This is a genomic window from Pseudomonas sp. OG7 (assembly GCF_014192825.1).
Classification (GTDB): Bacteria; Pseudomonadota; Gammaproteobacteria; order Pseudomonadales; family Pseudomonadaceae; genus Aquipseudomonas; species Aquipseudomonas monteilii.
In genome coordinates this window covers 181,854-206,211 of sequence record NZ_JACHYK010000004.1, presented here as the reverse complement: position 1 = coordinate 206,211, position 24,358 = coordinate 181,854, and the positions used below count along the sequence as shown (strand labels likewise).

Annotated in this window: 22 protein-coding genes and 1 pseudogene; 1 reads left to right on the top strand and 22 read right to left on the bottom strand. The window is 58.8% G+C overall.

What is annotated here, in order from left to right; genetic code table 11:
- Positions 1 to 146: 146 nt before the first annotated feature.
- The 22 genes and pseudogenes from FHW75_RS11735 to ihfB all read right to left on the bottom strand — a co-directional run bounded on the left by FHW75_RS11735 (position 147) and on the right by ihfB (position 23,301).
- Entirely contained in the window at positions 147 to 2,099 is a 1,953-nt protein-coding gene (locus FHW75_RS11735) for an acyltransferase family protein (RefSeq protein WP_183673679.1), read from the bottom strand.
- Positions 2,100 to 2,558: 459 nt separating this feature from the next.
- On the bottom strand, positions 2,559 to 3,440 hold the full coding sequence (gene rfbA, locus FHW75_RS11730) for a glucose-1-phosphate thymidylyltransferase RfbA (RefSeq protein ID WP_019096958.1): 882 nt from the start codon (positions 3,438 to 3,440) through the stop codon (positions 2,559 to 2,561).
- Positions 3,441 to 3,445: 5 nt separating this feature from the next.
- Positions 3,446 to 4,342 (bottom strand): dTDP-4-dehydrorhamnose reductase, encoded by an 897-nt coding sequence (gene rfbD, locus FHW75_RS11725; RefSeq protein WP_183673677.1) that lies wholly within the window; start codon positions 4,340 to 4,342, stop codon positions 3,446 to 3,448.
- The gene (gene rfbB, locus FHW75_RS11720) at positions 4,339 to 5,409 is read right to left on the bottom strand and encodes a dTDP-glucose 4,6-dehydratase (protein ID WP_025754738.1); all 1,071 of its coding nucleotides are present in this window, start codon (positions 5,407 to 5,409) and stop codon (positions 4,339 to 4,341) included. Before rfbB ends, rfbD begins: the two co-directional genes overlap by 4 nt.
- A gap of 102 nt (positions 5,410 to 5,511) precedes the next feature.
- Complete coding sequence (locus FHW75_RS11715; protein ID WP_019096960.1) at positions 5,512 to 7,509, bottom strand: nucleoside-diphosphate sugar epimerase/dehydratase; 1,998 nt, start codon at positions 7,507 to 7,509, stop codon at positions 5,512 to 5,514.
- A 58-nt stretch (positions 7,510 to 7,567) separates the two neighbouring features.
- Positions 7,568 to 8,581, bottom strand: a complete 1,014-nt coding sequence (locus FHW75_RS11710; protein WP_019096961.1) for a glycosyltransferase family 4 protein — start codon at positions 8,579 to 8,581, stop codon at positions 7,568 to 7,570.
- Positions 8,578 to 9,567 (bottom strand): SDR family oxidoreductase, encoded by a 990-nt coding sequence (locus FHW75_RS11705; protein ID WP_089230266.1) that lies wholly within the window; start codon positions 9,565 to 9,567, stop codon positions 8,578 to 8,580. The genes FHW75_RS11710 and FHW75_RS11705 overlap by 4 nt, the downstream gene beginning before the upstream one ends.
- Positions 9,567 to 10,676 carry a DUF1972 domain-containing protein gene (locus FHW75_RS11700; RefSeq protein ID WP_027609487.1) on the bottom strand — a complete coding sequence of 370 codons (1,110 nt, stop codon included), beginning with the start codon at positions 10,674 to 10,676 and terminating at the stop codon, positions 9,567 to 9,569. The genes FHW75_RS11705 and FHW75_RS11700 overlap by 1 nt, the downstream gene beginning before the upstream one ends.
- On the bottom strand, positions 10,666 to 11,757 hold the full coding sequence (locus FHW75_RS11695) for a glycosyltransferase family 4 protein (RefSeq protein WP_183673675.1): 1,092 nt from the start codon (positions 11,755 to 11,757) through the stop codon (positions 10,666 to 10,668). The genes FHW75_RS11700 and FHW75_RS11695 overlap by 11 nt, the downstream gene beginning before the upstream one ends.
- Entirely contained in the window at positions 11,754 to 12,461 is a 708-nt protein-coding gene (locus FHW75_RS11690; protein WP_019096965.1) for an acyltransferase, read from the bottom strand. Before FHW75_RS11690 ends, FHW75_RS11695 begins: the two co-directional genes overlap by 4 nt.
- Positions 12,458 to 13,306 (bottom strand): hypothetical protein, encoded by an 849-nt coding sequence (locus FHW75_RS11685; RefSeq protein ID WP_025754736.1) that lies wholly within the window; start codon positions 13,304 to 13,306, stop codon positions 12,458 to 12,460. The genes FHW75_RS11690 and FHW75_RS11685 overlap by 4 nt, the downstream gene beginning before the upstream one ends.
- Positions 13,266 to 14,531 (bottom strand): hypothetical protein, encoded by a 1,266-nt coding sequence (locus tag FHW75_RS11680; protein WP_178092340.1) that lies wholly within the window; start codon positions 14,529 to 14,531, stop codon positions 13,266 to 13,268. The genes FHW75_RS11685 and FHW75_RS11680 overlap by 41 nt, the downstream gene beginning before the upstream one ends.
- Positions 14,532 to 14,533: 2 nt before the next feature.
- Positions 14,534 to 15,967: a hypothetical protein gene (locus FHW75_RS11675; protein ID WP_025754735.1), complete on the bottom strand. Its 1,434-nt coding sequence runs from the start codon at positions 15,965 to 15,967 to the stop codon at positions 14,534 to 14,536.
- A gap of 3 nt (positions 15,968 to 15,970) precedes the next feature.
- Positions 15,971 to 17,242: an O-antigen translocase gene (locus FHW75_RS11670; protein ID WP_019096969.1), complete on the bottom strand. Its 1,272-nt coding sequence runs from the start codon at positions 17,240 to 17,242 to the stop codon at positions 15,971 to 15,973.
- Positions 17,243 to 17,251: 9 nt separating this feature from the next.
- A complete protein-coding gene (locus FHW75_RS11665) occupies positions 17,252 to 18,358 on the bottom strand; it encodes a DegT/DnrJ/EryC1/StrS aminotransferase family protein (protein WP_019096970.1) in 1,107 nt (368 codons plus the stop codon).
- The gene (locus tag FHW75_RS11660) at positions 18,351 to 18,821 is read right to left on the bottom strand and encodes an acyltransferase (RefSeq protein WP_019096971.1); all 471 of its coding nucleotides are present in this window, start codon (positions 18,819 to 18,821) and stop codon (positions 18,351 to 18,353) included. The genes FHW75_RS11665 and FHW75_RS11660 overlap by 8 nt, the downstream gene beginning before the upstream one ends.
- On the bottom strand, positions 18,814 to 19,188 hold the full coding sequence (locus FHW75_RS26785; protein ID WP_225850706.1) for an FdtA/QdtA family cupin domain-containing protein: 375 nt from the start codon (positions 19,186 to 19,188) through the stop codon (positions 18,814 to 18,816). The genes FHW75_RS11660 and FHW75_RS26785 overlap by 8 nt, the downstream gene beginning before the upstream one ends.
- Positions 19,189 to 19,245: 57 nt before the next feature.
- Positions 19,246 to 19,785 (bottom strand): annotated as a pseudogene (rfbC, locus tag FHW75_RS26780) (dTDP-4-dehydrorhamnose 3,5-epimerase); the annotation flags it as partial.
- Positions 19,786 to 19,898: 113 nt separating this feature from the next.
- A complete protein-coding gene (locus FHW75_RS11650; RefSeq protein ID WP_159266009.1) occupies positions 19,899 to 20,960 on the bottom strand; it encodes a Wzz/FepE/Etk N-terminal domain-containing protein in 1,062 nt (353 codons plus the stop codon).
- Positions 20,961 to 21,182: 222 nt separating this feature from the next.
- Complete coding sequence (locus FHW75_RS11645) at positions 21,183 to 22,613, bottom strand: MBL fold metallo-hydrolase RNA specificity domain-containing protein (protein ID WP_033693444.1); 1,431 nt, start codon at positions 22,611 to 22,613, stop codon at positions 21,183 to 21,185.
- Positions 22,614 to 22,715: 102 nt separating this feature from the next.
- On the bottom strand, positions 22,716 to 22,979 hold the full coding sequence (locus FHW75_RS11640) for a lipopolysaccharide assembly protein LapA domain-containing protein (RefSeq protein ID WP_089230269.1): 264 nt from the start codon (positions 22,977 to 22,979) through the stop codon (positions 22,716 to 22,718).
- A 19-nt stretch (positions 22,980 to 22,998) separates the two neighbouring features.
- On the bottom strand, positions 22,999 to 23,301 hold the full coding sequence (gene ihfB, locus FHW75_RS11635; RefSeq protein WP_016715025.1) for an integration host factor subunit beta: 303 nt from the start codon (positions 23,299 to 23,301) through the stop codon (positions 22,999 to 23,001).
- Positions 23,302 to 23,819: 518 nt separating this feature from the next.
- Here ihfB and FHW75_RS11630 point away from each other — a divergent pair.
- Complete coding sequence (locus tag FHW75_RS11630; protein WP_183673673.1) at positions 23,820 to 24,275, top strand: REP-associated tyrosine transposase; 456 nt, start codon at positions 23,820 to 23,822, stop codon at positions 24,273 to 24,275.
- The last annotated feature ends 83 nt before the right edge of the window (positions 24,276 to 24,358 follow it).

Genomic DNA, 24,358 nt, shown 5'->3' with positions numbered 1-24,358 from the left:
CCCTTTCGCAGGGCCGCGCCCTGATATGGTAGGTAAGAAAATAGCATTGAAAACTCTGCTCATTCGATCTAAAACGGATAGGGCGTGCATTTTTTACAAATACTCTTTGGAGGGGGGAGCCTTCGCCCGCCCCGGATTGCCTATATCTATTTTTGCGAGATCAAACCTGGCATATCGTGTTCGGCCACTGATATTCTGCCGATCTGTTCCGACCCGGCCATACTCAGGTGCCCTAGATCAAAATAAATCGGTTTACCCCCCAAATAGGCGGAGCATGTGCCATCAGCACATACGTAACTCCTGAGCGTAAAGGTCTTGACGTTACTATACTTCCCGGCAATCGCGATAATTTTATTATTTATCTCGGTTTCGCCAGCATCTTGGTAGACACCACGCGAGGCACAATCAATACCCGGAATCTTCAAGGACTTCAAATCACAGGAGCGATCATAGTCCTTGAAGATAGGCACTTTCAGGCCAATTATAATATTTTTACCTGTCGCAGACAGCTCTCTCACCAGATCATCAATGTCGGCCAGGTAGTTTTTGGTTCTGTATTTGTAGCCTTCCCAGTCCGCACTGACAATGATCGTATCAAAATCATCAAAGTGCTTTCTGATTTCAGTGTTAAACATCTGACAAGAATTGCGGCTAGCCTCTTTCACATAAGGCCGACTCTTATCACCAGCGAATGGAACGCAAGAGTTATGCGAAATATTCCGCATCGTCACCTTACGATCTTCTGCGATAACTTTCCAATAGCCAACATAGTGCGCCGAGTTTGAGTCACCAAAAATCAGGACACGCGGCTGCGCATCGGGACCAATAATGCATCTTTTTAAACCCATGAACTTTGGATCATAGCTCGCCATCTGGCAATTATAATCGTATCGATACGCGGCTTTAGTCTGATTGAAGTGCTCAGTAACCTTGGCATGGTAACCTTGAGGAGAGAGCTCCTTTACCAATCCTTTAACGCCGATGGTATAGTAAGAACCCGAAACAGTTACAATAGCTAACGCGGCTACCGCTACGCTTTTGAAGGTGATAGCTTGCTCTGTTGGACGTCGGAAGGGAACCTCTACCAGATAATAAGAAATTAGCGTAGCCAAGACCAGCAAGGCACCGCATATCAAATAACCAGTTCCTGTTGGCTGACCATAAGCATAGCGATAAAACGCAAGAATAGGCCAATGCCAAAGATAAAGCGAGAACGACACCAAACCGACAAAGACCAAAGGTCGGAAAGAAAGCAGAGAACTGACAATATTGTTACCTACGGCGCCGGCGTAGATCACAAGCGCTACGCCAACTGCTGGCAGTAGAGAGATCAGCCCTGGAAAGTCTCCTGTCTCGCTTATAGAGGCAATTGAATATCCCACTGCAGTAATCCCGACAACAGCTAATGCCTGGGCAATAGCCCGGCTGGTACGATCCTTCCAGGCTTCGCTTGCAAAATACGCAAGCGCGCCAACCAGTAACTCACCCGCACGGGAGGGAAGCATGTAGTAGGCGAACTTCGGATCCGCAACCAACTTGCTTTCGCCGTACAAAAATGAGGCTGCGGCAATCAATACTGCTGCGGACACTATCGCCTTGCGCCCTCCCACCTTGTACAAAACAATTAACAAAGCGGGCCACACTAGGTAAAACTGCTCTTCCACCCCCAGCGACCACATATGCAGTAGTGGAACCAAGTCAGAGGAAGCAGCAAAATATCCTACATCTAGGTATTTCCAGAAATAAATATTTGCGACTGAGAAAGTGGATGCTATAGCCGAGGACGCCAAGTCTCGAGCATCCATCGGCACCATAAAGGCAACACCGAACAATGTAGTAATAAATATCAGAAAGAATGCAGCCGGAAGAATTCGTCGAACCCTTCGCATGTAGAACTCTACAAAGGAAAACTCACCTTTTGAAACTTCTTTTGCAATAATCCCTGTAATCAGATAGCCTGAAATCACAAAGAATATATCTACACCGACAAAACCGCCTGGTAGCCAATGCTTGTTAAAATGGAAAATCACCACGGCTAATACAGCCAGAGCCCTCAGCCCGTCGATATCGGGACGATAGGACATTTTTTTGACATGCATCTCTGAATTCCCTGTCATGAGGCCCATGAATAAACCGCAAATCATACCGTTTTAGTGCCCCCAACGGTTTTTTTTTTGAAGTCCCTCGTGGTATCACACCGCCGGCTACACCTCGCCCACTCCGATAGTCCACCACATGCTCACCCGGTAGTAGCCGATATGCTGATAGCCAATTCAAGTATTTTGCAGGTGTTTGGCACCCTCACACTGACAACAGGGATAACTCCTGAAGGACGACCTCATGGTTCAAATTCGCTAGGTAGAGGTTCCGCCAAGCTAATGAGGGGTCTCCCATGGTTCGCTGTCGATGAGGAACGCACGCGTTAGCGGCGGAACTATCCGACTCACAGGCTGAAGCTGAATGGGTAGAAAAACGCGCTATAGCTACCAACGCTCACGACTCTGAGTCGGAATTGAATTCTTGGGCCCGCCCCGTTGACGACGGACAGGCCAGATCACTCAATAAACTCTATCCCCCACCAACCGCTTCAAATACTGCCCATACCCATTCTTGGCCAACGGCTCAGCCAGCTTCAACAGCTGCTCTGCCCCAATCCACCCCTGCCTGTACGCCACCTCTTCCGGGCAAGCCACCTTCAGCCCCTGCCGCCGCTCAATCGTGGCGATGTACCCGCTAGCCTCCAGCAACGAATCGTGCGTCCCGGTATCCAGCCAGGCATACCCGCGCCCCATGATCTCCACCGACAGCCGGTTCTGCTCCAGGTACACCCGGTTCAGATCGGTAATCTCCAGTTCACCCCGCGCAGACGGCTTGATGCCTTTGGCAATCTCGACCACGTCCTTGTCGTAGAAATACAACCCGGTCACGGCATAGCTGGACTTCGGCTTGGCAGGTTTTTCTTCCAGGCTGATCGCCTTGCCCTTGTCATCGAACTCAACCACGCCGTAACGCTCGGGGTCATGCACATGGTAGGCAAATACGCTGGCGCCTTCGTCGCGGCCCATGGCATTGCGCAGCAACTGCTGGAAGTCGTGGCCGTAATAGATGTTGTCGCCCAACACCAGCGCCGACAGGTCGTTGCCGATGAAGTCTTCACCAATCAGGAAGGCTTGTGCCAAACCGTCTGGCGAGGCCTGCACGGCGTAGGTGATGTTGATGCCCCACTGATGGCCGTCGCCCAGCAGTTGCTCGAAGCGGGGGGTGTCTTGCGGGGTGGAGATGATCAGAATGTCCTGAATGCCCGCCAGCATCAATGTGGTCAGCGGGTAGTAGATCATCGGTTTGTCGTACACCGGCAACAGCTGCTTGGAAATTGCCAGGGTCGCTGGGTGCAGGCGGGTACCCGACCCGCCCGCCAGAATGATGCCTTTACGCTTCATAGTGGTCATTTCTCGTGAATTTCCTTGAGCATGCGGGCCACTCCCTGGCGCCAGTCTGGCAGAGTCAGGGCAAAAGCCTTCTGCAGTTTGTTGGTATCGAGACGCGAGTTAGCCGGTCGCTTGGCCGGGGTCGGATAGGCATCCGTGGTCAACGGGTTGACCTGTTCGGCGTGGGCTTTCAATGCCACGCCTTGGGCTGCTGACTGTTCCAGCACGTAGCGGGCGTAGCCGCACCAGGTGGTCTCGCCACCGGCCGCCAGGTGATACAGGCCAGCCAAAGCCGGATTGGCTCGGGTGGCGGTGATGGCGTGTGCGGTAATGTCGGCGATCAGTTCGGCGCCAGTGGGGGCGCCGAACTGATCGTCGATCACACCCAGGCTGTCGCGTTCGGCAGCCAGGCGTAGCATGGTTTTGGCAAAGTTGTTGCCGCGGGCGGCATACACCCAGCAGGTACGGAAGATCAGGTGCTGGCAGGCGGCAGCCTGGATGGCTTGCTCGCCCGCCAGCTTGCTTGCGCCGTAGGTATTCAGCGGGCCGACAGTGTCGTCTTCGCGCCAGGCCTGGGCGCCCTCCCCCGGGAAGACGTAGTCGGTGGAGTAATGCACCAGCAGTGCGCCGCAGTCGGCGGCAGCACGGGCGAGCACACCCACGGCCTCGGCGTTTACCTTGAAGGCCAGCTCGCGCTCGCTTTCTGCCTTGTCGACGGCGGTGTAGGCAGCGGCGTTAACGATCACATTGGGGGCATAGGCGCGTACCGTTTCGGCCAAGCCTGGCAGGTTGGCCAGGTCGCCGCAGTGCGACTGGCTGCGGCTGTTCAGCGCCAGCACCTGGCCCAGCGGGGCCAGGCTGCGTTGCAGCTCCCAACCTACCTGGCCGTCCTTGCCCAGTAGCAGAATTTTCATGCCGAGCGTCCTGCGTAGTTCTTTTCAACCCACTCGCGGTAGCTGCCAGACTGTACGTTCTGCACCCATTCCTGGTTGTCGAGGTACCAAGCAACGGTTTTGCGAATACCGGTTTCGAAGGTTTCAGCGGGTTTCCAGCCCAGTTCGCGTTCCAGCTTGCGGGCGTCGATGGCATAACGGCGGTCATGCCCGGGGCGATCGGTCACGTAGGTGATCTGTTCGGCGTAAGGCTTGCCGTCGGCGCGCGGGCGCAGTTCGTCCAGCAAGGCGCACACGCGGTTGACGATTTCCAGGTTGGGCTTTTCGTTCCAGCCGCCTACGTTGTACACCTCACCGGTGGTGCCGGCTTCCAGCACACGGCGGATGGCGCTGCAGTGGTCCTTGACGTACAGCCAGTCGCGAATTTGCTGGCCGTCACCGTACACCGGCAGTGGCTTGCCGGCCAGGGCGTTGACGATCATCAGCGGGATGAGCTTTTCCGGGAAGTGATACGGGCCGTAGTTGTTCGAGCAGTTGGTGGTCAGCACCGGCAGGCCGTAGGTGTGGTGGTAGGAACGCACCAAGTGGTCACTGGCGGCTTTGCTGGCCGAGTACGGGCTGTTGGGCTGGTACTGGTGGGTTTCGGTGAAGGCCGGTTCGTCGGCAGCCAGCGAGCCGTACACCTCGTCGGTGGAGACATGGAGGAAACGGAACGCCTGGCGCGACTGTTCATCCAGGCCGCCCCAGTAGGCACGTACGGCTTCCAGCAGGCGGAAGGTGCCGACGATGTTGGTTTCGATGAAGTCTTCGGGCCCATGGATCGAGCGGTCGACGTGGGACTCGGCGGCGAAGTTGACGATCGCGCGCGGCTGGTGCTCCTTCAGCAAGCGGGTTACCAGTTCGGAGTCGCCGATATCGCCATGCACGAAGATGTGGCGCTTGTCGCCCTGCAGGCTGCTGAGGGTTTGCAGGTTGCCTGCATAGGTGAGCTTGTCGAGGTTGACCACGGGCTCGTCGCTACCGGCCAGCCAGTCCAGCACGAAATTCGCACCAATGAAACCCGCACCACCCGTTACCAGAATAGTCATTGTTCAGTTCTTCCCAATTCCTGCTTTCAAACTTCACAGCGTTTGAAGTTCATGTGGGCGCTCCTGTGCCGGCAACGCCTGTTCTATTTGTCAGTACAGCGTTCAGGGCTCCAGCCGCCGGCGCTGGTACAGCCAGTCCACAATTTCCCCGCCGGGCACGTAGCCGCTCACGGTGTCGCGCAGCAACTGGCGCACAGTGGCAAAGTCATCCGTCGAAGTTGCGGTTTTCAATGCATCCAGGCGTTGCTTCAGCACATCCCAGGGCAGGTAGTCTTCGTTGGCGCTCATGATCATGGGGTGGCGTGTGGCAATCACGTTGTCGCCAATCAACAATTCTTCGTACAGTTTTTCGCCTGGGCGCAGGCCGGTAAAGTTGATGGCGATATCGCCCAGCGGGTTTCGCTCGGAGCGGATGCTGAAGCCCGACAGGTGAATCATTTTTTCGGCCAGTTCCACAATTTTCACCGGCTCGCCCATGTCCAGCACGAACACATCGCCGCCCTGCCCCATGGAGCCGGCCTGGATCACCAACTGCGCAGCCTCGGGGATTGTCATGAAGTAGCGGGTGATTTTCGGGTGGGTCACGGTCAGTGGCCCACCGTTCTTGATCTGTTTGTGAAACAACGGGATGACCGAGCCCGACGAACCCAGCACATTGCCGAAGCGCACCATGGTGAAACGGGTTTTGTTCACCTGCGATACATTGCCGGTGTCCCCCATCAGCACCGGCGCCAGCTCGTTGCTGAGGGCCTGCAGCACCATTTCGGCCAGGCGCTTGGTGCTGCCCATGACGTTGGTGGGGCGCACGGCCTTGTCGGTGGAAATCAGCACGAAGTTGGACACGCCAGCCTGCAGCGCCGCCTGGGCGGTGTACAGCGTGCCGAACACGTTGTTCGACAGGCCCTCGGCAATGTTGTGCTCGACGATGGGCACGTGCTTGTAGGCGGCGGCGTGGTACACGGTATCTACCTGCCAGGCACGCATCACGTCCAGCATCTTGGCCTGGTCGCGGACCGAGCCCAGTATCGGGATCAGTTGCACGGCCAGGCCTTCGCGCAGGATACGTTGCTCCAGTTCGCCAGCAATGGTGTACAGGTTGAATTCACTGTGCTCGAACAGCAGCAGCGTACGCGGTGTTTGCCCCAGGATCTGGCGACACAGCTCGGAACCGATCGAGCCGCCGGCCCCCGTCACCATCACGGTCTGGTCGATGATGCAGTGCTGCAGCAGGTCATCTTGTGCCGGTACCGCGTCACGGCCCAGCAGGTCGGCGATGTCCACTTCCTGGATATCGTCCACCTTCACCCGGCCGCTGGCCAGGTCCATGAAGCCGGGCACACTGCGCACGTGCAGCGGGTAGCCTTCAAGCAGGTTGAGAATTTCGCGGCGGCGGCTGCGGCTGACCGAGGGCAGCGCCAGCAGGATTTCTTCGGCGCCGGTGTCATCGATCATGCGTTGCAGCTGTTCTGGCTGGTACACCTGCAGGCCGGCGATCACCCGGTCGGTGATGCTGGCATCGTCGTCGATGAACGCCACAGGACGCATGGCCTTGCCCATGCGCAGGGCCGCCACCAGTTGGTTGCCGGCAGAACCGGCGCCATAGACGGCAACCCGTGGCAGCCCGTCGTCGCGGTTGGCGAAAGGCACATGTTGCACGGCGGTGGCGAACCAGTCACCGAGGAAGTACTGGCGCATGGCCAGGCGCAGGCCGCCGACCATGATCAGGCTCAGCCACCAGTAGTTGAAGGTGATCGAGCGAGGCACCACGTTCTGGTGGTTGCTGGCCCAGTAAATGATGAAGCCGAGAATCAGCGCTGACAGGGTCACGGCCTTGATGATGGCGATCAGCGCATCATTGCCGAAATAGCGCATCACCGCCCGGTACAAGCCGAAGCGGATGAATAACGGGATGGAGATGATCGGCGCCGTGATGAACAGCCAAGTGTGGTCACGAACAGGATTGGCCAGGTCGTCGATACCCAGGCGCACGACAAACGCCAGCCACAGCGCGAACCAGACCAGAATCACATCAGTCGCTACCTGAATCAGCCGTTTGTGGCGCCGAGGTAGTCCAAGCAGTCTTGAGCGCAGCTTATCCATAGAACCTCTGAGGGCTTTCCAAAGTGACATGTCTACTGTCTTCGTCCTATCACTTTAGCTAGTGTTCGAGCTCACCGGCGCGCCAGCGCACGGCCAAATACGCCAATGGCAGGTAGGCGATAACAACGCCCCACACACCGTCCAGGCCCAGCAACAGCACGCACAAGGCCACTGGCAGCAGCCAGAACAGGTTGAGCGCGGCCACCGCCAAGGTCACTGGCAGGTGCTTGCCAAAGTGACGAGAGGCAAACTGGTAGGCGTGGCTGCGGTGCGCTTCGTACACCTTGTCACCGCGCAGCAAGCGGCGGATGAGGGTAAATGTGGCATCTACCACGAACACGCCCAGCAGAATCAGCCAGCACCAGAACAGTTGAGGTGAGGCCCAGGCAGCCTGCAGCGACAAACCCGCCAGCACGATGCCAAGGAAGCCGCTGCCGGCGTCGCCCATGAAGATCTTGGCGGGCGGGAAGTTCCAGAACAGAAAGCCCAGCGTCGCCGCCGCCAGCAACAGTGGCAGCACCATCAACTGCGGCGCACCGGCCAGGGCCGATAGCAGCACCATGCCCAGGCAGGCGGTGACCGCTTCGATGCTGGCAATGCCATCGATGCCGTCCATGAAATTATAGAGATTGAGCATCCATACGGTGTAGAACGCCGCCAGAATGTAGCCGAACCACTGCAGGTCGAGGGTAAAGCCAAACACCTGCAGCGGCGCCAGGCCACCCAGCCAGTACAGCATCCACACGGCTGCGGCGAAGTGGCCGAGCAGGCGCCAGCGAGCGGCGATGTGGCCGTGGTCGTCCATGAAGCCGATGACCGCAATCAGCGCCCCCGCACCACCAATCGCCACCAGCGCCGCCAACGGCACGGCATCGGCCATGCCCAGCACCGGCAAGCTGGCCAGAAAGCTCAGCACAATGGCCACGCCGCCACCCCGTGGGGTAGGCACAGTGTGCGAACTACGCGCATTGGGCACGTCGATGATCTGCTTGTTCAGTGCGTAGCGCCGCAGCGCTGCGGTCAGAAGCAGAGATGCCCCTGCGACCAGGGGAATAAGCCACCATGCCATCATTTGTCTTGCTCTTTCAAAAAGTTGAGTGCCGTGGCCCGCAGTGCCTGGTCCACATCCAGCGGGGGCTGCCAGCCCAGCAGCGTACGGGCTTTGCCGCTGTCCACCTGCAGCGACCCGCACAGCCGCTGCGCCAGGCCACCCTTGCCGGCTAGCGTTGCCGCCCCCTTCAACCAAGCGGCGGGCACCGGCAGCAACCTGGCGGGTTTGCCCAGTGCCTTGCCCAACCGTTGCAGCAACTCGGTGGTGGACAGGTCGTGGCCGTCGCTGGCCAGGAAGGTCTGGTTGGCCGCCGCCGGGTGGTCGATGCAGGTCACCAGCAGGTCCACCAGGTTGTCCAGTGCCACCAGGCTACGCTTGTTGTGTATGGCGCCAAACGGCAGCGGCACACCTTTACTCAGCCAGTTCATCATGCTGCGGAAGTTGGCTTTCACACCTGGGCCGTACACCAGCACCGGGCGCACGATCACCACTTCCAGGCCGGTTTGGGCCGCCAGTTGGCGCAGACCTTCTTCGGCTTCACGTTTGGAAATGCCGTAGGGGTCCGATGGCGCAGGGGTTTCGTCAGCGGTGAAAGGCAGGCGGCCGTCGGTGGTTTCGCCATTCACCTTCACCGAGCTGACAAAAATGAAGCGCCGAACACCGGCCTGGGCCGCAGCACGGGCAAGGCTAAGGGTGCCCTCCACGTTTACCCGGCGGAACTCGGCCAGGGGGTCGGCGGCGGTTTCGTGCATGACATGCACACGGGACGCCAGGTGGATGACGGTATCCACCTGCTCGAAGTGCCCGGATGCCACGTCCACCGCCGTCAGTTCGCTAAACGACCGGTAGTCGACACCTGCTAGCTGCCGGGCAGGCAATTGCCGCACCAGCGCGCGCGGTGCCCAGCGCGCACCTTCAGCGAGCCGCTGCAGCAACACCTTGCCGACAAAACCGCTACCGCCGGTGGTCAGGACGCCTGGGTGTTGGGCGTTGTCTTGCCCGGCCATCAAGCTCTCCCCTCCTGGCCCAGCAGGCGGGTGAACACGCTGCGGTACTGGTCTGCGACCACCGACCAGCGGTAACGGCGGTTGGCAATTTCATGCAGGCGCGCCGACAGTTGCGCCCGCGCGGGCTCATCACCCAGCAGTGCCTGCACATGCTTGCGTAGCGAGGCGCTGTCGGCAAAGTACAACGCTTGGTCCTCGGTGGTGGCGCGGTTGAACGACACATCGAAGGCCACCACCGGCAGGCCCAGCCACATGGCTTCGACCAGCGACGGGTTGGTGCCGCCAGCGCTGTGGCCATGCAGGTACACCGTGGCATTGCTGCGCAGCGGGCTTAACTGCTCCACATCGTAGATCGGGTCCAGCAGGTGAATGTTGCTCACCCCTTCATATTGCTTGCGCAGTTGTACGCCGTACTCGCTGTGGTTCCAGTTCCCGATGATCGCCAACGGCATGCCAGACCCGGCAAAAGCCTCGAGAATGACGTGGATGTTGTTCTCCGGTTCGATGCGACACACCGTGAAAGCGTATGGCGCCCCCAGGAACGGGTAAGCCTGCCGCGCTTGCTCGGTTGGCTCACCCGAACGAGCCTGATCACCACCATAGGCAATCAGTTCGCTGGGCTTGTTGTATTCGGCGGTCACGTACTCCTGCAGCACCTTGTTGTCGGTGATGACCGCATGGGCAAAGCGCACGGCCACGGCTTCAGAGAGCTTCAGGAACCAGCGAGCGAAGTTGGACCATTTGGCGCGTTTCCACTCATAGCCGTCGATGTTCACCACGATCGGCTTACGCGTAAGCAGACGCATGAATGGCAAGGCGATACAGCCGGAAACACCCAGGATCAGCATCAGATCGTGCTTGCGGTAAGCGTGCAGCATGCTCAGCACGTCGTACGGAATGCTTTGCACGCCATTGGCCTTGAGGTTCAGGTAAACCAGACGGGCACGCTCGAAAAACTGCGGGCGCTCGGGGTAATGCGGTGCGCTGCAATAGACGGTGAGCTCGCAGTCACCTGGCAGGTTGCGCACCAATTGTTCGGTCAACGTTTCCCAACCACCGTATTGGGCGGGCAAACCTACCGTACCAATTACTGCAATCTTATAGGTCATCAAACACCATCACGATATTTTTCTGGAAGTTGGCGGTAGAAAACTCACTCGCTTTCATGCGTGCGCGCTCGGACATTGCCTGGCACAGCTGTGGGTCCTGCGACAGGTGCGCAACCGTACGCACCAGTTGTTGATGGTTTTTCGAGTCGATCTGGTAGCCCTCTACCCCATCACTGACCAGCTCCACCGGGCCGCCTACCGGGGGCACGATAGTCGGAATGCCAAAAGCCATCGCCTCAAGTATGGTCAGGCCAAAGGTTTCTACCCACCCGTCCACATGGGACAGGTTCAGCACCAGGCTCGCCTCACGGTAAAACTTCGCCACGTCGGCACTGGCGGGGCTGAGCGTGAGATTTTTCGGCAGCGCCTTGCTGGCGAAATAGACGTCCACTTCCTCCGGGCTGGCATTGAGCACCAGCGTGAACGTCAGGGCCGGGTCCCCAGCCAATGCCGTGGCCAGCGCAACAAACTCGTCCACCCCCTTGTAGCCCTTCAGTGACGCCAGCATCAGTACATTGAAACGGCCACCATGCAGGTGCTGGTACGGCGTGGCCATTGCCTGCTGCTGAAACGCCTCGGCAAGGCCGTTGTAAACAGTCACCGCCGGCACCCCGGCTACACCTTCCTGTACCTGCAAGTACTTCGACACATAGACCACCTTGCTGGCGCAGTCGGCGATTACCCGGCGCAAAAACACCTTGAGCACCGCAGGCCGTATGGAGGTTTCATGCACGTGGTAAACCACCTTGGCACCACGCAAGCGGGCAGCGAGGGCAGCGCCAAACGGCAGCATGGTATTGACCAGCACAACCTGCCCCGGCCGCACTTTGTGTAGCAGGCTGAAGAACAGCGCCACTTGCGAACACGCGTAGGCCAGCAGGGTCACCCAGCGGTTGTCGAAGCGTTTGTAAGCGAACTTGCAAGTGCGCACCTGCAGTTCGTCAAGCACACCGCGGCCGCTGCTGCCCACATGCAGGGTGCAGTCAGCACCGCTTTGCTGCAGCGCATTGATGGTCTGGTTCAGTACCCGGGGGCTCCCGCTGTAGTCATTCAGCAGATGAACAAAGTGCAACGTTTTCATGCCACCCCTTCTTCAGCGACGCGCGCCTTGATGAACTTGGCCGGCACGCCACCGTAAATCGAGTTCTTGCGGTACACGCCCGCAGCTACCACCGCCCCTGCGGCAAACACGCAACCCTCCTCGATCACCGCGCCATCGAGCACGGTCACCTTGGCGCCGATCCAGCAGTTGCGGCCAACCTTGATGCCTTGGCGGGTTACGCCCTGCAGCCGAATGGGTTGCAGCGGGTCTTCGAAATTGTGGTTTTCCGAATGGAAGCTGACAAAGTTGCCGATGATGGTGTCGCTGCCAATCTCGATGCCACCGGCACAACCCAGGAAGCAACCGGCGCCCAGGCCGACGTTGTCACCTATCACCAGGCCCTTGCCGATGTTGGCCAGGCTGCCGGTGCATTCGATGATGATGTGCTTGTTCAACGACACGGCTGTGCCAAAGCGGATGCCGTCATTGGACAAGGCATCGACGAAGCAGCCCTGGTCGATCACCAGCCCCGGGCCATATTCGATCTTGCCCACTTCTTTCAGCGTCACCCCCGAGCCAATGAATGCCAGCCGCCCCCGGCGCAGGCGAATCACCCCGCGGCAGGCCATTATCAGCTTGCTCATCATCAGCCCCAGCAGATAGCCCGAAGAGATACGCCGGTCGATGACCATGGGGCGTTTCTTGATCAGCAACACCAGTTTTTCGAGCAAGGCATGCATCATTTCACAGCCCTCCCCTGGGTAAACAAGGCTTTGACAAAGGCCGGGCTGCGGTAGGCCACGGCCTTGCGGATGGCGGCATAGACCAGGTACAGGTCAAGCAGGCCGCGCTGCAGCAAGCTGTGGGAATGGAAGCTGATACGCAGGCCGTGGATCATTTCCTCGAAGCGGAACAAGGCCCGCGCTGGGGTATCGGCACTGTGCTCGGACAGGTCGTGGTCTATTTCCACATCCAGCACGCAGGCTTTGGGGAAATACCCCTCGTAGCGAATGAAAAAGTCGGTATCGGTGGCGTAGAAGCGCAGCCGTTCGTCATAGAACGGTCTCATGCGCTGAAAGCACTCGCGGGTGAAGATCAGCCCGCTGTTGATGCCCAGCAGGTTTTTCGACGCCACAAGGCCGGGGGCCACATCGGGCGTAAGGCGGCCCATGAACAACCAGCGCTGGCCGGGGCTGACCAATTGCCCATGGCTGACCAGCCGGGGCATGAACACCCCCACCTGCTCGCCCTCCGGTGCGCTGCGCACCTGGCCAATCTGCGCCAGGCAACTGGACAGGCGTATGGTCGAGTAGTTGGTGTCGTCATCCGAGATCATGAACAGCTCGACCCCGGAGGCGAATGCCTCCTTGGCCACCTGGTTGTAGATCACCGAAAGCCGCTGGTTGTCCGCCTCGAACCAGCGTACGCCCGGGCACGGCTGCGCCACGCCGGGCGAGTTGTTCCAGACGTACAGTTGCAAGTCGATACCCTCATCATGCAGCAATGCCTGTTGTGCGAGCAGCGACTGCAGGGCAATCGAGTCCTGACTAGTTTTCCGATACAGAACGATCAGTACTGCCAAGCTCAACTTTTGTTCTTCTGTTTTCACCAATGATCACCATCACCACGATCGCGAAAATGTAAAGGACCACGCTGTTCGTATAGGACTGGAAAAAGAACGAGCTCAGGAAGAACGGGTAACTGGCAATCACGAAGTTGCCCAAACCGTTTTTCCACGCACTCACATGTCGCCTGTCCCGGACGATGATCACCACCAGCTTGTGATACCAAAGAATCAACCCCGCCATGATCAACGCACCGACCCATCCGCAGGTGGCCAACAGGTTGAGCCAGAACGAATCGAACCAGTAAGGCTGGCCTGGGCCCACCGAGCCGAAGCCGTAGCCCATGGGGTGCGCGTTCAGCACCTGGTACATGTGAAGCCACTGGCGTTCACGGTCCAACGCGGACAAATCCTGGGTGTAGCCCATCGACAGGTAGGCGAAGATGGCAACGGTCAGGCCAACGAACTGCAGGTAGCCCACCAGCGAAATCAGCCAGGCCGTACGCAGCACACGGGCTACCACCAACATCGCGCAAATGCACACCAGGCCGATCATGGCCGTGCGCACCGAACCGATCACAATCAACCCACACAGCAGCACAAACGCAGTGCCCAGCAACAGGCGCCGGGTAAGCGGCCAGTTTCGCCCGCTGAGCAGCACGGCGAGCGTCATGGCGGCGGTGTTGAGAATGACTGCGGAAAACTCCAGGGTGCCGGTGAAAAAGCCGGAAATCCGCGGCAATCCATCACGCATCGAGTTGTAGGGCTGCAACTCGTAGCCTTTGGCGGAAAGCAACGGCCAGTACCAGAACTGCTCGGCCGTAGAGATCGTCAGGTACTGGTACAACGCATACATGCCGGTCAGCACGCTCATGGCCAGCACCGACCAGTACACATGGCGCAGCTTTTTCTCGGTCGACACCGCCTGCGCCCAGATGGCCACTGCCATACCGACGAACACTGGCACTGCCAATGCCCGGAACATACGTACCGAACCTGCGCTCAAGTCGCCGAACAGCAGGTACAGGAAGGCGAAGAACAAGACGATCAGCAACGACCGCCCCACCTCGAGGTTGACCGTACCGCGCGCCGTGATGCTGGCCAAGGCACGCAGCAGCAGCCACATGACCAGCAACAGGCTGATCATTTCGCGCCAGCCGGCAAAGACGCTGCCCAGCCCCAATGTCAGCACGATGTAATCGCTCAAGAAAAGCAGGCAGAACAGCACGCCGATAAAGATCTTGATCACACTCACCCTCGCGCTCTGGCAAACCTGGCCAGCCGCAACAGCGTGACCTTGATCAAAATCTTGATGCGCGGCACCCAGGCGTAGGAAAGCAGCGCTCGCAACGCCAGGTTTGTGTCCGTACGGCACAGGGCGTCGAAGACATCCGCAGGGACCATGCTAGTCACCTTACCTGTCGGTTTCATGAAATCGAGGTTGCCCGACCACGGCAGCATGGTCGCCAGCTGGTTTTCGCTGTATTCACCCCGTTCGATGCAGGCCAGGTACCGCGCCTTCACCGCTTCTACCGAGTTCACCTGCTGCACGGCTTCGACCACCGATGCACTGGGCTGCGGCTGCTCGATGCTGGCCAGCAACTGATCGACGCTGGCCACCTTCAGGCTGTCGGCGGGAGAATAGCCCTGGATCGGCGCAACCAGCCCAACACAACGCCGGCCCTTGAGCAATTGCTCGGCGAACGCCGTGCCGCCGGGTATAGGGTAGCTGTCCAGGTAGAAGTCAGCTTTTTCGGCGAAAGCCAGGTAGTCCTTGTACGGCAGGTGCCGGCGGATGAAAAAGCGCGTGGGGTAACGCAGTTTCACTGTCCACCACCAGGTGTTGGTCAGCGGGTTGGCACCAATGATCCAGCATTCGGCGTTCGGAAACCTGTCGAGAATAGCCGTGATCGACGGGCGCATGTCCAGGCCGCCATGGGGCTTGTACTTGGCAGCAGAAGCTGCGCTGAACACCTTGATCCGCTCATGCGTGGGCATTGCATCCGGTACTTTTGCGCCGCTGGTCTCGATCGGGATCGCCAGGAAGCTCTTCTGGCAGGTGAGGTGCTTTTTCTTGTCCAGATGGTGGCCGTATGCGCTGATCTCGAAATACACATCGGCCACCGAAGCGCCGAAGCTGAAGACGTGGTCTGCGTGGTTGACGAAATACACCGTCACCGCAGCGCCACGCTGCAGTTTCAGCAGGCCACACGCCACAGTGGTGATGATGTCGTCCGGGTGGATGTGCAGCACCACCTTGTCGTATTGGGCAAGGGTGTCGACGATGGATTGCAGACGGGCACACGGGTCATCGCCACGCGCCTGTTCGATATGGGCAAAAAAGCCGGCCAGCCGTTCGAGCACCTGAGGTTTGGCGCTGCGTGTAACCAACAGGTCCACGGGCCCCTCGTGCATGTGCGCCAGGCGCTCCATCAACCGGGTGTGCCCGCCTTGCAGGTAGGGCTCGCTGACCACATGCAGGCAGCCCCGCGACAGGCCATTGGTGGCCGGCACCGTGACCAGGCTGGCGCACTGGGCGGTCAGGTGGCGCTCCAGTGACGCTGCCTCATAGATGTTCAAGTCCACGGCCCAGAGCAGCGCACCATAAATTTGCGCCTGAGCCAATGCCGGCCCGGGTGCTGCGTTCAGTATGCGTGCCTGCAGCTGCTCCACCACTTGTTTCATTGCTCAGCTCCGTGCCGAATCAGCGACAATCGACGGCAACCGGCGAAAGACCGCGAAATACATGACGATCGCGTACAACAGGTAATTGACGGCGTAGGCAAGTGTGACCTTGTCATAACCCCAGAGTTGCGTGAGGTACACCGTCAAGGCGTAAAGCGAGAGCGTAGCGAGGATTTCCGTCACCAGGTACAGCCGCGTCAAAGCCTTGCCCAGCATCAGGTAGGCCATCAGCCAACTGGCAATCTTCAGGCTGTCGCCCACCATCTGCCAGGCGAACAGTTCGCGCATTGGCAGAAACGAATCGGAAAACAGCACCTGGATGATGAAGTCGCGCAGCAGGTAGATAACCAGCCCGGCCAGGATGGTCATGGGCAGAATCAGTTTATAACCCTGCAAAATCTCCTTGCGCAGCTCGCCGGCATCCTTGATTTCGGACAACCGTGGCAGGTAATAAACCGCCAGGGTGGTGGTAATCAACATCAGGTATGCCGAGCTCAGTCGCCACATGGCTTCCCAATAGCCCGCTTGTGCCCAGCCGAAGGTGTTACCCAGGTAGTCGCGCAGGAACACATGGCACACCGGCAGGGAGCAGGCCGTGACCACCGCCATCAACGCAAACCTCGATAACCGCGCCAACGCCTGGCGATCCAGCCGTCCAAAGAAATCGGCAAACTGGAACCAGGGCGTACGCATGCAGATCAGCAAGGTAGCCACGAAACTCAGCGACTGGTACACCGCCAAGGCCACCAGCGCACCGTACAACCCAAGCTGAATGGTCAGTACACAGGTGACTACCAGCGAAATCAGGCTACCGAAGATATTGGCCAGCACATAACGCGGCACATCCTTCTTGCCGTTGAGCACGCCAAGCAACAACGAGTTGAAGGCAAAAAACACCAGCGTGGCGGCAAACCACAGCAGCACTGTCGCCAACGATTCATCGTTGAAGAACCAACCGGCCAGGGGCTTGCGCAGCACGATAATCAGCACCGCGAGCAGCAGCGAAACCAGTACCGACAGTGTACCGGCGGTTCTCCAGACCTTGCGTTGCTCTTCGGGCTGTTCGGCGAACTCCGCCGTGTACTTGGTTACGCCAGTGCTGACGGCACCGCTGGCCAAGGTGGTGAACATGGTCACCGCATTCTGCAGTTGGCCAATGGCCGCGTAACCGGCTGGCCCTACGTACAGGGCCAGCACTTTGTTCAGGCCAAGCAAGGTGGCCATCTTTACCGCAACCGCTATGGCATTGAGCAGGCTAGTTCTGATCAGGGTCATACCTGGCACTCAAGGACGCGGAAAGCTGTTGCAAGCGTCAATGACGTGCTGGATAGCGTCCACAGTCAGGGTCGGGTCCATGGGCAGGCTCAGTACTTGCTCATGCAAACGTTCGGTCAGCGGTAGCGAAAGGTCGGCCAACTGCGGGTAGGCCTGTTGCCGGTGCGGCGGTATCGGGTAATGCACCAGGGTTTGTACCCCCTGTTGTGCCAGGTGCTGCTGCAACTGGTCACGGCACTCGCTGCGCACCACGAACAGGTGCCAGGCGTGCTGGCCGGCAACGCCCGGGTCAGGCAACTGGATGGCCGGGTTGTCGATGCCGGCCAGGTACTGCTGTGCAACCTGCTGGCGCAGGCGGGTCTCGCTGTCCAGGTACGCAAGCTTCACGCTCAACAGCGCCGCCTGTAGCTCGTCCAGACGGCTGTTCACCCCCTGGTAAATGTTCATGTATTTCACATGCGAACCGTAGTTGCGCAGCGACTTCAAGGTCTCTGCCAACGCATCGTCGTTGGTGGTGACTGCGCCGGCGTCCCCGAGCGCCCCGAGGTTCTTGCCCGGGTAGAAGCTGAAGCCCGAGGCATCACCCCAGGCACCTGCCCGCCGCCCGTCCAGCTCGGCACCGTGCGATTGAGCAGAATCTTCCAGCACCAGCAGGCCATGTTGCTTCGCAAACGCGTTGATCGCCGGCATGTCGGCAAGCCGGCCATACAGATGCACCGGCATGATCACGCGGGTGCGTGGGGTCAGTGCTTGTGCAAGGTTGTGCGCCCCCAGGTTGAAGCTGCCTTCATCAGGCTCAACCAGCACGGGCACCAGCTTGTTCTCGGTGATAGCCAGAATGGTGGCAATGTAAGTATTGGCGGGTACCAGCACCTCGTCGCCTTCGGCGATACGCCCCAACTGCTTCCAGGCACGCAAGGTCAGAATCAGCGCGTCAAGGCCGTTGGCTACACCAATGCAGTGCTTTACCCCACAGTAGCTGGCGAACTGGGCTTCGAACTGCTTGAGCTTCTCACCCATGATGTACCAACCCGAGTCGATGACCTCGGTGCAGGCATCGATCAATGCCTGACGGTATTGTGCGTTCACACCTTGCAGATCGAGAAACTTAACCATTGCGGTCTATCACCCTGATAATTTTTGCTGGATTCCCTACGACAACGGCATAAGGCGGGACGTCTTTGGTCACCACTGCTCCTGCCCCCACCATGGCGTACTCGCCAATGACGATGCCTGGCAACAACGTTGCATTGGCGCCAATGCTGGCGCCACGCTCCAGGGTAATGCCATTGAACTGCTCCGGATAAACCTTGGAGCGCGGCATCGCGTCGTTGGTAAACGTGGCATTGGGGCCGATGAACACGTCATCGGCAATGCGGGTACCGTCCCACAGATAAACGCCGGACTTGACCGTCACGTTATCCCCAAGCACCACATCACCTTCAATCAGGGTATGGGCGCAGATGTTGCAATTACGCCCGATTTTCGCACCGTTCATGATCACCACGAATTGCCAGACCCGGGTGCCTTCGCCGATAGCGTCGCTTTTCACATCGGCCAGTTGATGAATGCTAGGCATTGCGCTTCAGCTCCGTGAACGTGGTGTAGTCACGAATGTAGTCGCCCTCGTCGTAATGTGCGTCGGCCAACACCAACAGCACGCAGTCGGGGCTGAAATCATGCATTTCGTGCCAGACCATGGGCGGAATCAGGATGCCCTTGTTGAAAGCGTCCAGCCAGTGGTCTGTGCGGGTGGTACCGTCATCCATGAGCATCCGGCAACGCCCGGACACGCAGATGGCCAGCTGGTTGAGAGCCTTGTGCGCGTGAAAGCCACGGGAAACCCCTGGCAGCGTTTCGGTAAGGTAATACACGCGCTGTATGGCGAATGGCACATTGTCCAGGGCTTGCAGGGCAACCAACTGGCCACGGTGATCACCCAGCACCTTGAACAGTTCGATCTGGGCCAGGGCCCCTTCTTCGGCGGAGTTCAGGTGGTGCCGGAATGACGGGGCCTGGTTGTCCTTTTCACTGACGATGAGGCCATCGCGCATTGGCCAGTCAATGGCCAGGTCAGGGTCATCCCAGTGAATACTGCCTTCGGCGTCCTTGTTGTACACATCCGTGGTTTTGTACAGAAAGTGCGTTTCGTCCTCCAGAGCGATAAAACCGTGCGCGAAACCCTCGGGAATCCACAGCATACGGTTGTTGCGCTCGGTCAACTCCACCCCCACCCACTGCCCGAATGTTGCCGAGCCTGGGCGGATGTCGACGGCGACGTCATAGGCCGCACCGCGCACTACCCTGACCAGCTTGCCCTGCGCATGCGGTGCGCGCTGAAAATGCAGCCCGCGCAACACGCCACGATGGGACATCGAGTGGTTGTCCTGGACGAACGCACGGGGCTTGCTCAAGCCAAGCTCCAGCAGTGCGCCATGAAAGCGGGTTTCATTGAAGGTTTCCGTGAACCACCCGCGATCATCCTCGTACACGGCGGGTTCCACTATGACAACATCGGGAATGTTCGTTTGAACAAGCTTCATCGGTAAACCTTTGGCATGATTTTTTGTGAGGGCCCGTCGCGCCGCCCCCTTTATTCCTGCAGTTTCACCGTTTACACGGCAAATGTCTCTCGCTAAATGCGACCTGCGCGTTGCTATTCATTTTTGGGGCAGGCCCGGCGCCTTTGCAAATTTTGCATGGCGTATTTCAGGGTTGCGATCAGGCAACCGAGGGCCAACCCAGCAATTACACCCAGGGCAATGATCAAGTTCCGTTTTGGTTTAATCGGTACATCAGGCTGCTCTATGGTGCCGTCAAGCTGATAAACACTCACATGACGCTGCGCCCCTACCATCCCTTGATAAAACTGCTGTTTGGTTTGTACTTCCCTGAGTTCAGGAATGAATGCATCCTCACTTTTACGCTGCTGCAAACTGGCAATCTCGGCGGCCAGCGCCTTGCTGCCGCGCATGTAAGTCAGCTCGCCGTCCATTTTGCCAGACAGCGCCCTGGAAACTTCACCGCTTATCAGCGGCGGGTTTTGCAGGCCAATGGCCGTTGCAATCTGCAGCGCCTCTTGTAAACGGATGATCTTGTCCTCACGTTGCTGCAGGCCGCTTTCACGCAGGTTGTCGAGTTCCAGTTGCAGTGCATTGGCACGGACCTGAGCCTCCCTGGTGGCATCGTGCAGGACTTCGGCCTTGGCGGCTGCGCCGGCCTTCTCGACATAAGCGGTTGCCCACCGGGACACCACGGCAGGGTCACGCCCACGGAAGGCAACATAGGCGCGCGGCGGCTCACCCGCCAGTTGCACGACATCAAAGGAGCCATTGAACGCAGCATACAATGCCCCTTGCGCCCCTTGCCCCGCCACTACCGAGGGCATGTAAAATTCTTTAAAGAACTGACGTCGCAGTGTTTCACCGTTCAGATGTTCAACGAAGATGTCAAAAACCTTACGCGACGTGAATGGCTCCAACCCAGTCTGCTGGGTGCGGCCATAGTTGAGATCTGCTATATCACTTGTCGCCGGTGCCGCCAAAAATATTTTGGCCTCATAAACAGGCTTGGCCAACAGTGCATAAGCCAGTGCAACTGCCGTGACGGCTACCGTGACCAGAAAGATGAGTAGTTTTTGCCGCCACACCCCTTCCAGAAACTCCAACAGGTCAACTTCTTCACTATCGCTACTGCGGCGCTCAAGGTCATTGCGCATTTCTTGTGTTTTTCCTTGGGTCTGACTGCGTACACGGTTTCTGGCATACCAAAACATCACGAGCGACTGCATCGAACTCGGCAAGGCGCACGCCCTCATGAGGGTAGCGGCATTATGCCAACATCTTACACACCCAGCGCCAGGGTTAGTCGCAGTAGATGAACGCTGCCGGGATTAGTTCCCGCCTTGCGTCGGCCAGCTCACCGTTGTCAGACCAAGGGTTCAGGGGACGAAGACCTCCAGAGGTTCACCCGCCCGCTCTGCATGTTGCATCAAGGCCTTGTGCAAAGCGGCCTTTGCCCCCCTCTCACCATGCACCAACAGCACCTTGCCTGGCTGCGCCTGACCACCCAGCGCAAACTGCACCAAACCTGCCTGATCAGCATGTGCGGAATACCCCGATAGCGTCATGACTTTCGCCCGCACCTCGTACATTCTTCCGTCCAGATCAAGCTGCACGAATCCTTCCGCCCCCTCGCTAGCCTGAATCACCGCCCCCGGCGTGCCCTTGGCTTGATAGCCCACAAACATCACCTCGTGCCGAGGATCTTCCAACATGGCCTTGAGATAATTGACGATGCGCCCACCCGAGCACATGCCATTGCCGGCGATCACGATCGCCGGGCGCCCGGTGCTCTTGAGGTAGTTGACCACCTGCTGGTGGCGCGCATGGGTGTCTACATTGATCAGCTGGCTGAAACCCAGCGGGTCGCGCCCCTCGGCCAGGCGCGCCCTGGCTTCGGCATTCCAGTAGTCATGCAAGTTCCGATATACGCTGGTAATGCGCTGAGCCAAAGGCGAGTCGAGGATAATGGGCAGTTGCGACCAGTCAATCGGGTCGCCATCGGGGCCCGGGCCGGCGCTACCCAGCAATGCCTTGCGATGAAGTATGCCTTCCAGCTCGTACAGCAGTTCTTGGGTGCGACCCAGACTGAACGCCGGAATGAGGAGGGTGCCCTTGTCAGCCAAGGCCCGATCGATGGCATCTTCCAGCCGCTGCCTGCGGTCGCCGACATGCGGATGCAAGCGGTCACCATAGGTACTTTCCAGCACCAGCACGTCGGCGCGCTCTGGCGGCTGTAGCGGGCGCAACAAGGGATTGCCACACGCCCCCAGGTCACCAGAAAACACGTAGCGGCTATTGGACTGCCCATGCTGCATGTCGCACTCGATATACGCCGAGCCCAGCAGATGACCCGCGCGCTGCAAGCGAATGCGACAGCCAAGGCCTGGGCGCTCGACCAGCGTGTGCCACTGCTCGAACGGCAGGGGCACGATAAGGTCGCAGACGAATTCGAGGTACCGCGCCACCTGGGCAGGGTCACTGCTGACGCTAAGCTTGTAGGCGTCTTCCAGCACCAGCGGTAGCAGCTGTGCGGAAGGCTCACTGCAGAGGATGGGGCCGCGGTATCCGGCGGCCAGCAGCGCAGGGATACGGCCAACGTGATCCAGATGCACATGCGTGATGATCAGGGCCTCGATGCCCTGCACGTCAAAGCCGAGCGACGCAGCGCCTGCGCCTTGCGCTGCCTCGGCGCCCTGCTCCAGGCCGCAGTCGACCAGCAGGCTGGTGAATGGGGCGAGATGCAGTTGGTGACAAGACCCGGTAACGCTGCGGGCACCACCGTGATGGGAAAGGCTGGGATAGTCCATGCTGCGCACACTCACCTGGGCCGAAAATGAAGTGCGCTATTACTCCACGACGACCAGAGCATGCATAGGTGACGCTTTCCTAAGTGAGCGTAGGAAATTTCCCTAGTTACCGCTCAGTGCCGCCTGCCGGGCAGACGCCCTGATCTTGCGCTTGCTGCGCTGCACGCCGTAGGCACCCAACAATGGCCCGACTGCCAGGCCAATCACCAACGCGGCCAACACCAGCACGGCAACCGGCATTGCCGGAGCAGCCCAGCCGAACAGGACCAACGACACGTTTTGCTGGTTTTCCAGCACGAAGAACAGCACCACGGCCGCCAACAGCAGCACGAATACCGCCGCCAGGGCGCGCTTGAGGTTACGCATCAGATTGCTCCTTGAGGGATCAGGTATGAACCTCATCATGCTCGTCTTCATTGACCCGATCGCGCAACTCTTTGCCGGGCTTGAAGTGCGGCACGAACTTGCCTTCGAGGCTGACCGACTGACCGGTCTTCGGGTTACGGCCCACGCGGGGGGCACGATAGTGCAGCGAGAAGCTGCCAAAACCGCGGATCTCGATGCGATCGCCGGTAGCAAGGCATTGTGACATCTGCTCAAGCATGGTCTTGATGGCCAGCTCCACGTCCTTGGACGAGAGCAGCCCTTGATGGGTGACAATACGTTCGATCAGCTCCGACTTCGTCATATTTTTCCCTTCGTTATCAAGCAGCTAGATCATTGCTCAACCAGTTTGTAGCACGCCGGGAAGGATTTGAACAGGGTGGTTCTTGACTTAATAAAAAAATTCAAGATTGAAGTTTTGCAAGAATGGTCTAGCCGGCGGGAGCTTTTAGGTGTCCGGCGATACATTTGTGTTGGAGCGGCAATCGAGCGCCGCCCGCGCGGCGCATCGCGAGCTGCGCTCGCTCCTACGTTTGTTTCGGGCCAGTAACGCCTGTGACAGGCGCGCGCGGCCGCCTTGTTTGTACGACGTGATATCGAGCCATGCGCCAAGGCGTACGCGCGCCAATCCCCCAGGAATAATTGGCCCGAAACAAACGTAGGAGCGAGCGCAGCTCGCGATGCGCCGCGCGGGCGGCGCTCGATCTGCGCAACACCGCAAATCCCACGCCATCCATTTACATGCTGAAACCCTGATTAACGCCAGCCCCCATCCACCGCGACTACGCTGCCCCGGCACGCACACACTAAAGGATGAACACAATGACCAAACCCCATGGCTGCAGGCTTCGCCATGCCCGATGCTCGGTACCAGGCAGGCTATACATGCTGACGACTGTCACACACCTGCGTCAGCCCCTGTTCCACAACCTTTACCTTGCCCGCTTGACTATCCACAACCAACGCCATGCAGATCAGCAGCAACACTGTCGCTCGCTAGCCTGGGTACTGATGCCAGACCACTTGCACTGGTTGATCGAACTGAAAGGCACGACGCTTAGCAAACTGATGCAACGCTTCAAGTGCCAATCCAGCAATGCATTGCGCAAGGCCGGGGTGAAGATGTCTCCGATATGGCAGGCAGGTTATTACGACCGCGCTTTGCGCCGAGACGAAGATATTCTCAAGGCGGCAAGGTATATCGTGGCCAACCCGGTCAGGGCCGGGTTAGTCACCAGAGCCAGTGATTATCCGCATTGGGATGCGGTGTGGCTTTGAGGGTATGGAGTGGCCGTGCCTGGGAGATCGAGCGCCGCGCGAGCGGCGCTCGATCTGCGCAACACCACAAGACAACACCCAAC

Excerpts from the sequence above, each read along its gene's own strand:
- FHW75_RS11735 (WP_183673679.1), bottom strand. The coding sequence starts at position 2,099 with ATGCATGTCAAAAAAATGTCCTATCGTCCCGATATCGACGGGCTGAGG.
- rfbA (WP_019096958.1), bottom strand. The coding sequence starts at position 3,440 with ATGAAGCGTAAAGGCATCATTCTGGCGGGCGGGTCGGGTACCCGCCTG.
- rfbD (WP_183673677.1), bottom strand. The coding sequence starts at position 4,342 with ATGAAAATTCTGCTACTGGGCAAGGACGGCCAGGTAGGTTGGGAGCTG.
- rfbB (WP_025754738.1), bottom strand. The coding sequence starts at position 5,409 with ATGACTATTCTGGTAACGGGTGGTGCGGGTTTCATTGGTGCGAATTTC.
- FHW75_RS11715 (WP_019096960.1), bottom strand. The coding sequence starts at position 7,509 with ATGGATAAGCTGCGCTCAAGACTGCTTGGACTACCTCGGCGCCACAAA.
- FHW75_RS11710 (WP_019096961.1), bottom strand. The coding sequence starts at position 8,581 with ATGATGGCATGGTGGCTTATTCCCCTGGTCGCAGGGGCATCTCTGCTT.
- FHW75_RS11705 (WP_089230266.1), bottom strand. The coding sequence starts at position 9,567 with ATGGCCGGGCAAGACAACGCCCAACACCCAGGCGTCCTGACCACCGGC.
- FHW75_RS11700 (WP_027609487.1), bottom strand. The coding sequence starts at position 10,676 with ATGACCTATAAGATTGCAGTAATTGGTACGGTAGGTTTGCCCGCCCAA.
- FHW75_RS11695 (WP_183673675.1), bottom strand. The coding sequence starts at position 11,757 with ATGAAAACGTTGCACTTTGTTCATCTGCTGAATGACTACAGCGGGAGC.
- FHW75_RS11690 (WP_019096965.1), bottom strand. The coding sequence starts at position 12,461 with ATGATGCATGCCTTGCTCGAAAAACTGGTGTTGCTGATCAAGAAACGC.
- FHW75_RS11675 (WP_025754735.1), bottom strand. The coding sequence starts at position 15,967 with ATGAAACAAGTGGTGGAGCAGCTGCAGGCACGCATACTGAACGCAGCA.
- FHW75_RS11670 (WP_019096969.1), bottom strand. The coding sequence starts at position 17,242 with ATGACCCTGATCAGAACTAGCCTGCTCAATGCCATAGCGGTTGCGGTA.
- FHW75_RS11665 (WP_019096970.1), bottom strand. The coding sequence starts at position 18,358 with ATGGTTAAGTTTCTCGATCTGCAAGGTGTGAACGCACAATACCGTCAG.
- FHW75_RS11660 (WP_019096971.1), bottom strand. The coding sequence starts at position 18,821 with ATGCCTAGCATTCATCAACTGGCCGATGTGAAAAGCGACGCTATCGGC.
- FHW75_RS11650 (WP_159266009.1), bottom strand. The coding sequence starts at position 20,960 with ATGCGCAATGACCTTGAGCGCCGCAGTAGCGATAGTGAAGAAGTTGAC.
- FHW75_RS11645 (WP_033693444.1), bottom strand. The coding sequence starts at position 22,613 with ATGGACTATCCCAGCCTTTCCCATCACGGTGGTGCCCGCAGCGTTACC.
- FHW75_RS11640 (WP_089230269.1), bottom strand. The coding sequence starts at position 22,979 with ATGCGTAACCTCAAGCGCGCCCTGGCGGCGGTATTCGTGCTGCTGTTG.
- ihfB (WP_016715025.1), bottom strand. The coding sequence starts at position 23,301 with ATGACGAAGTCGGAGCTGATCGAACGTATTGTCACCCATCAAGGGCTG.
- FHW75_RS11630 (WP_183673673.1), top strand. The coding sequence starts at position 23,820 with ATGACCAAACCCCATGGCTGCAGGCTTCGCCATGCCCGATGCTCGGTA.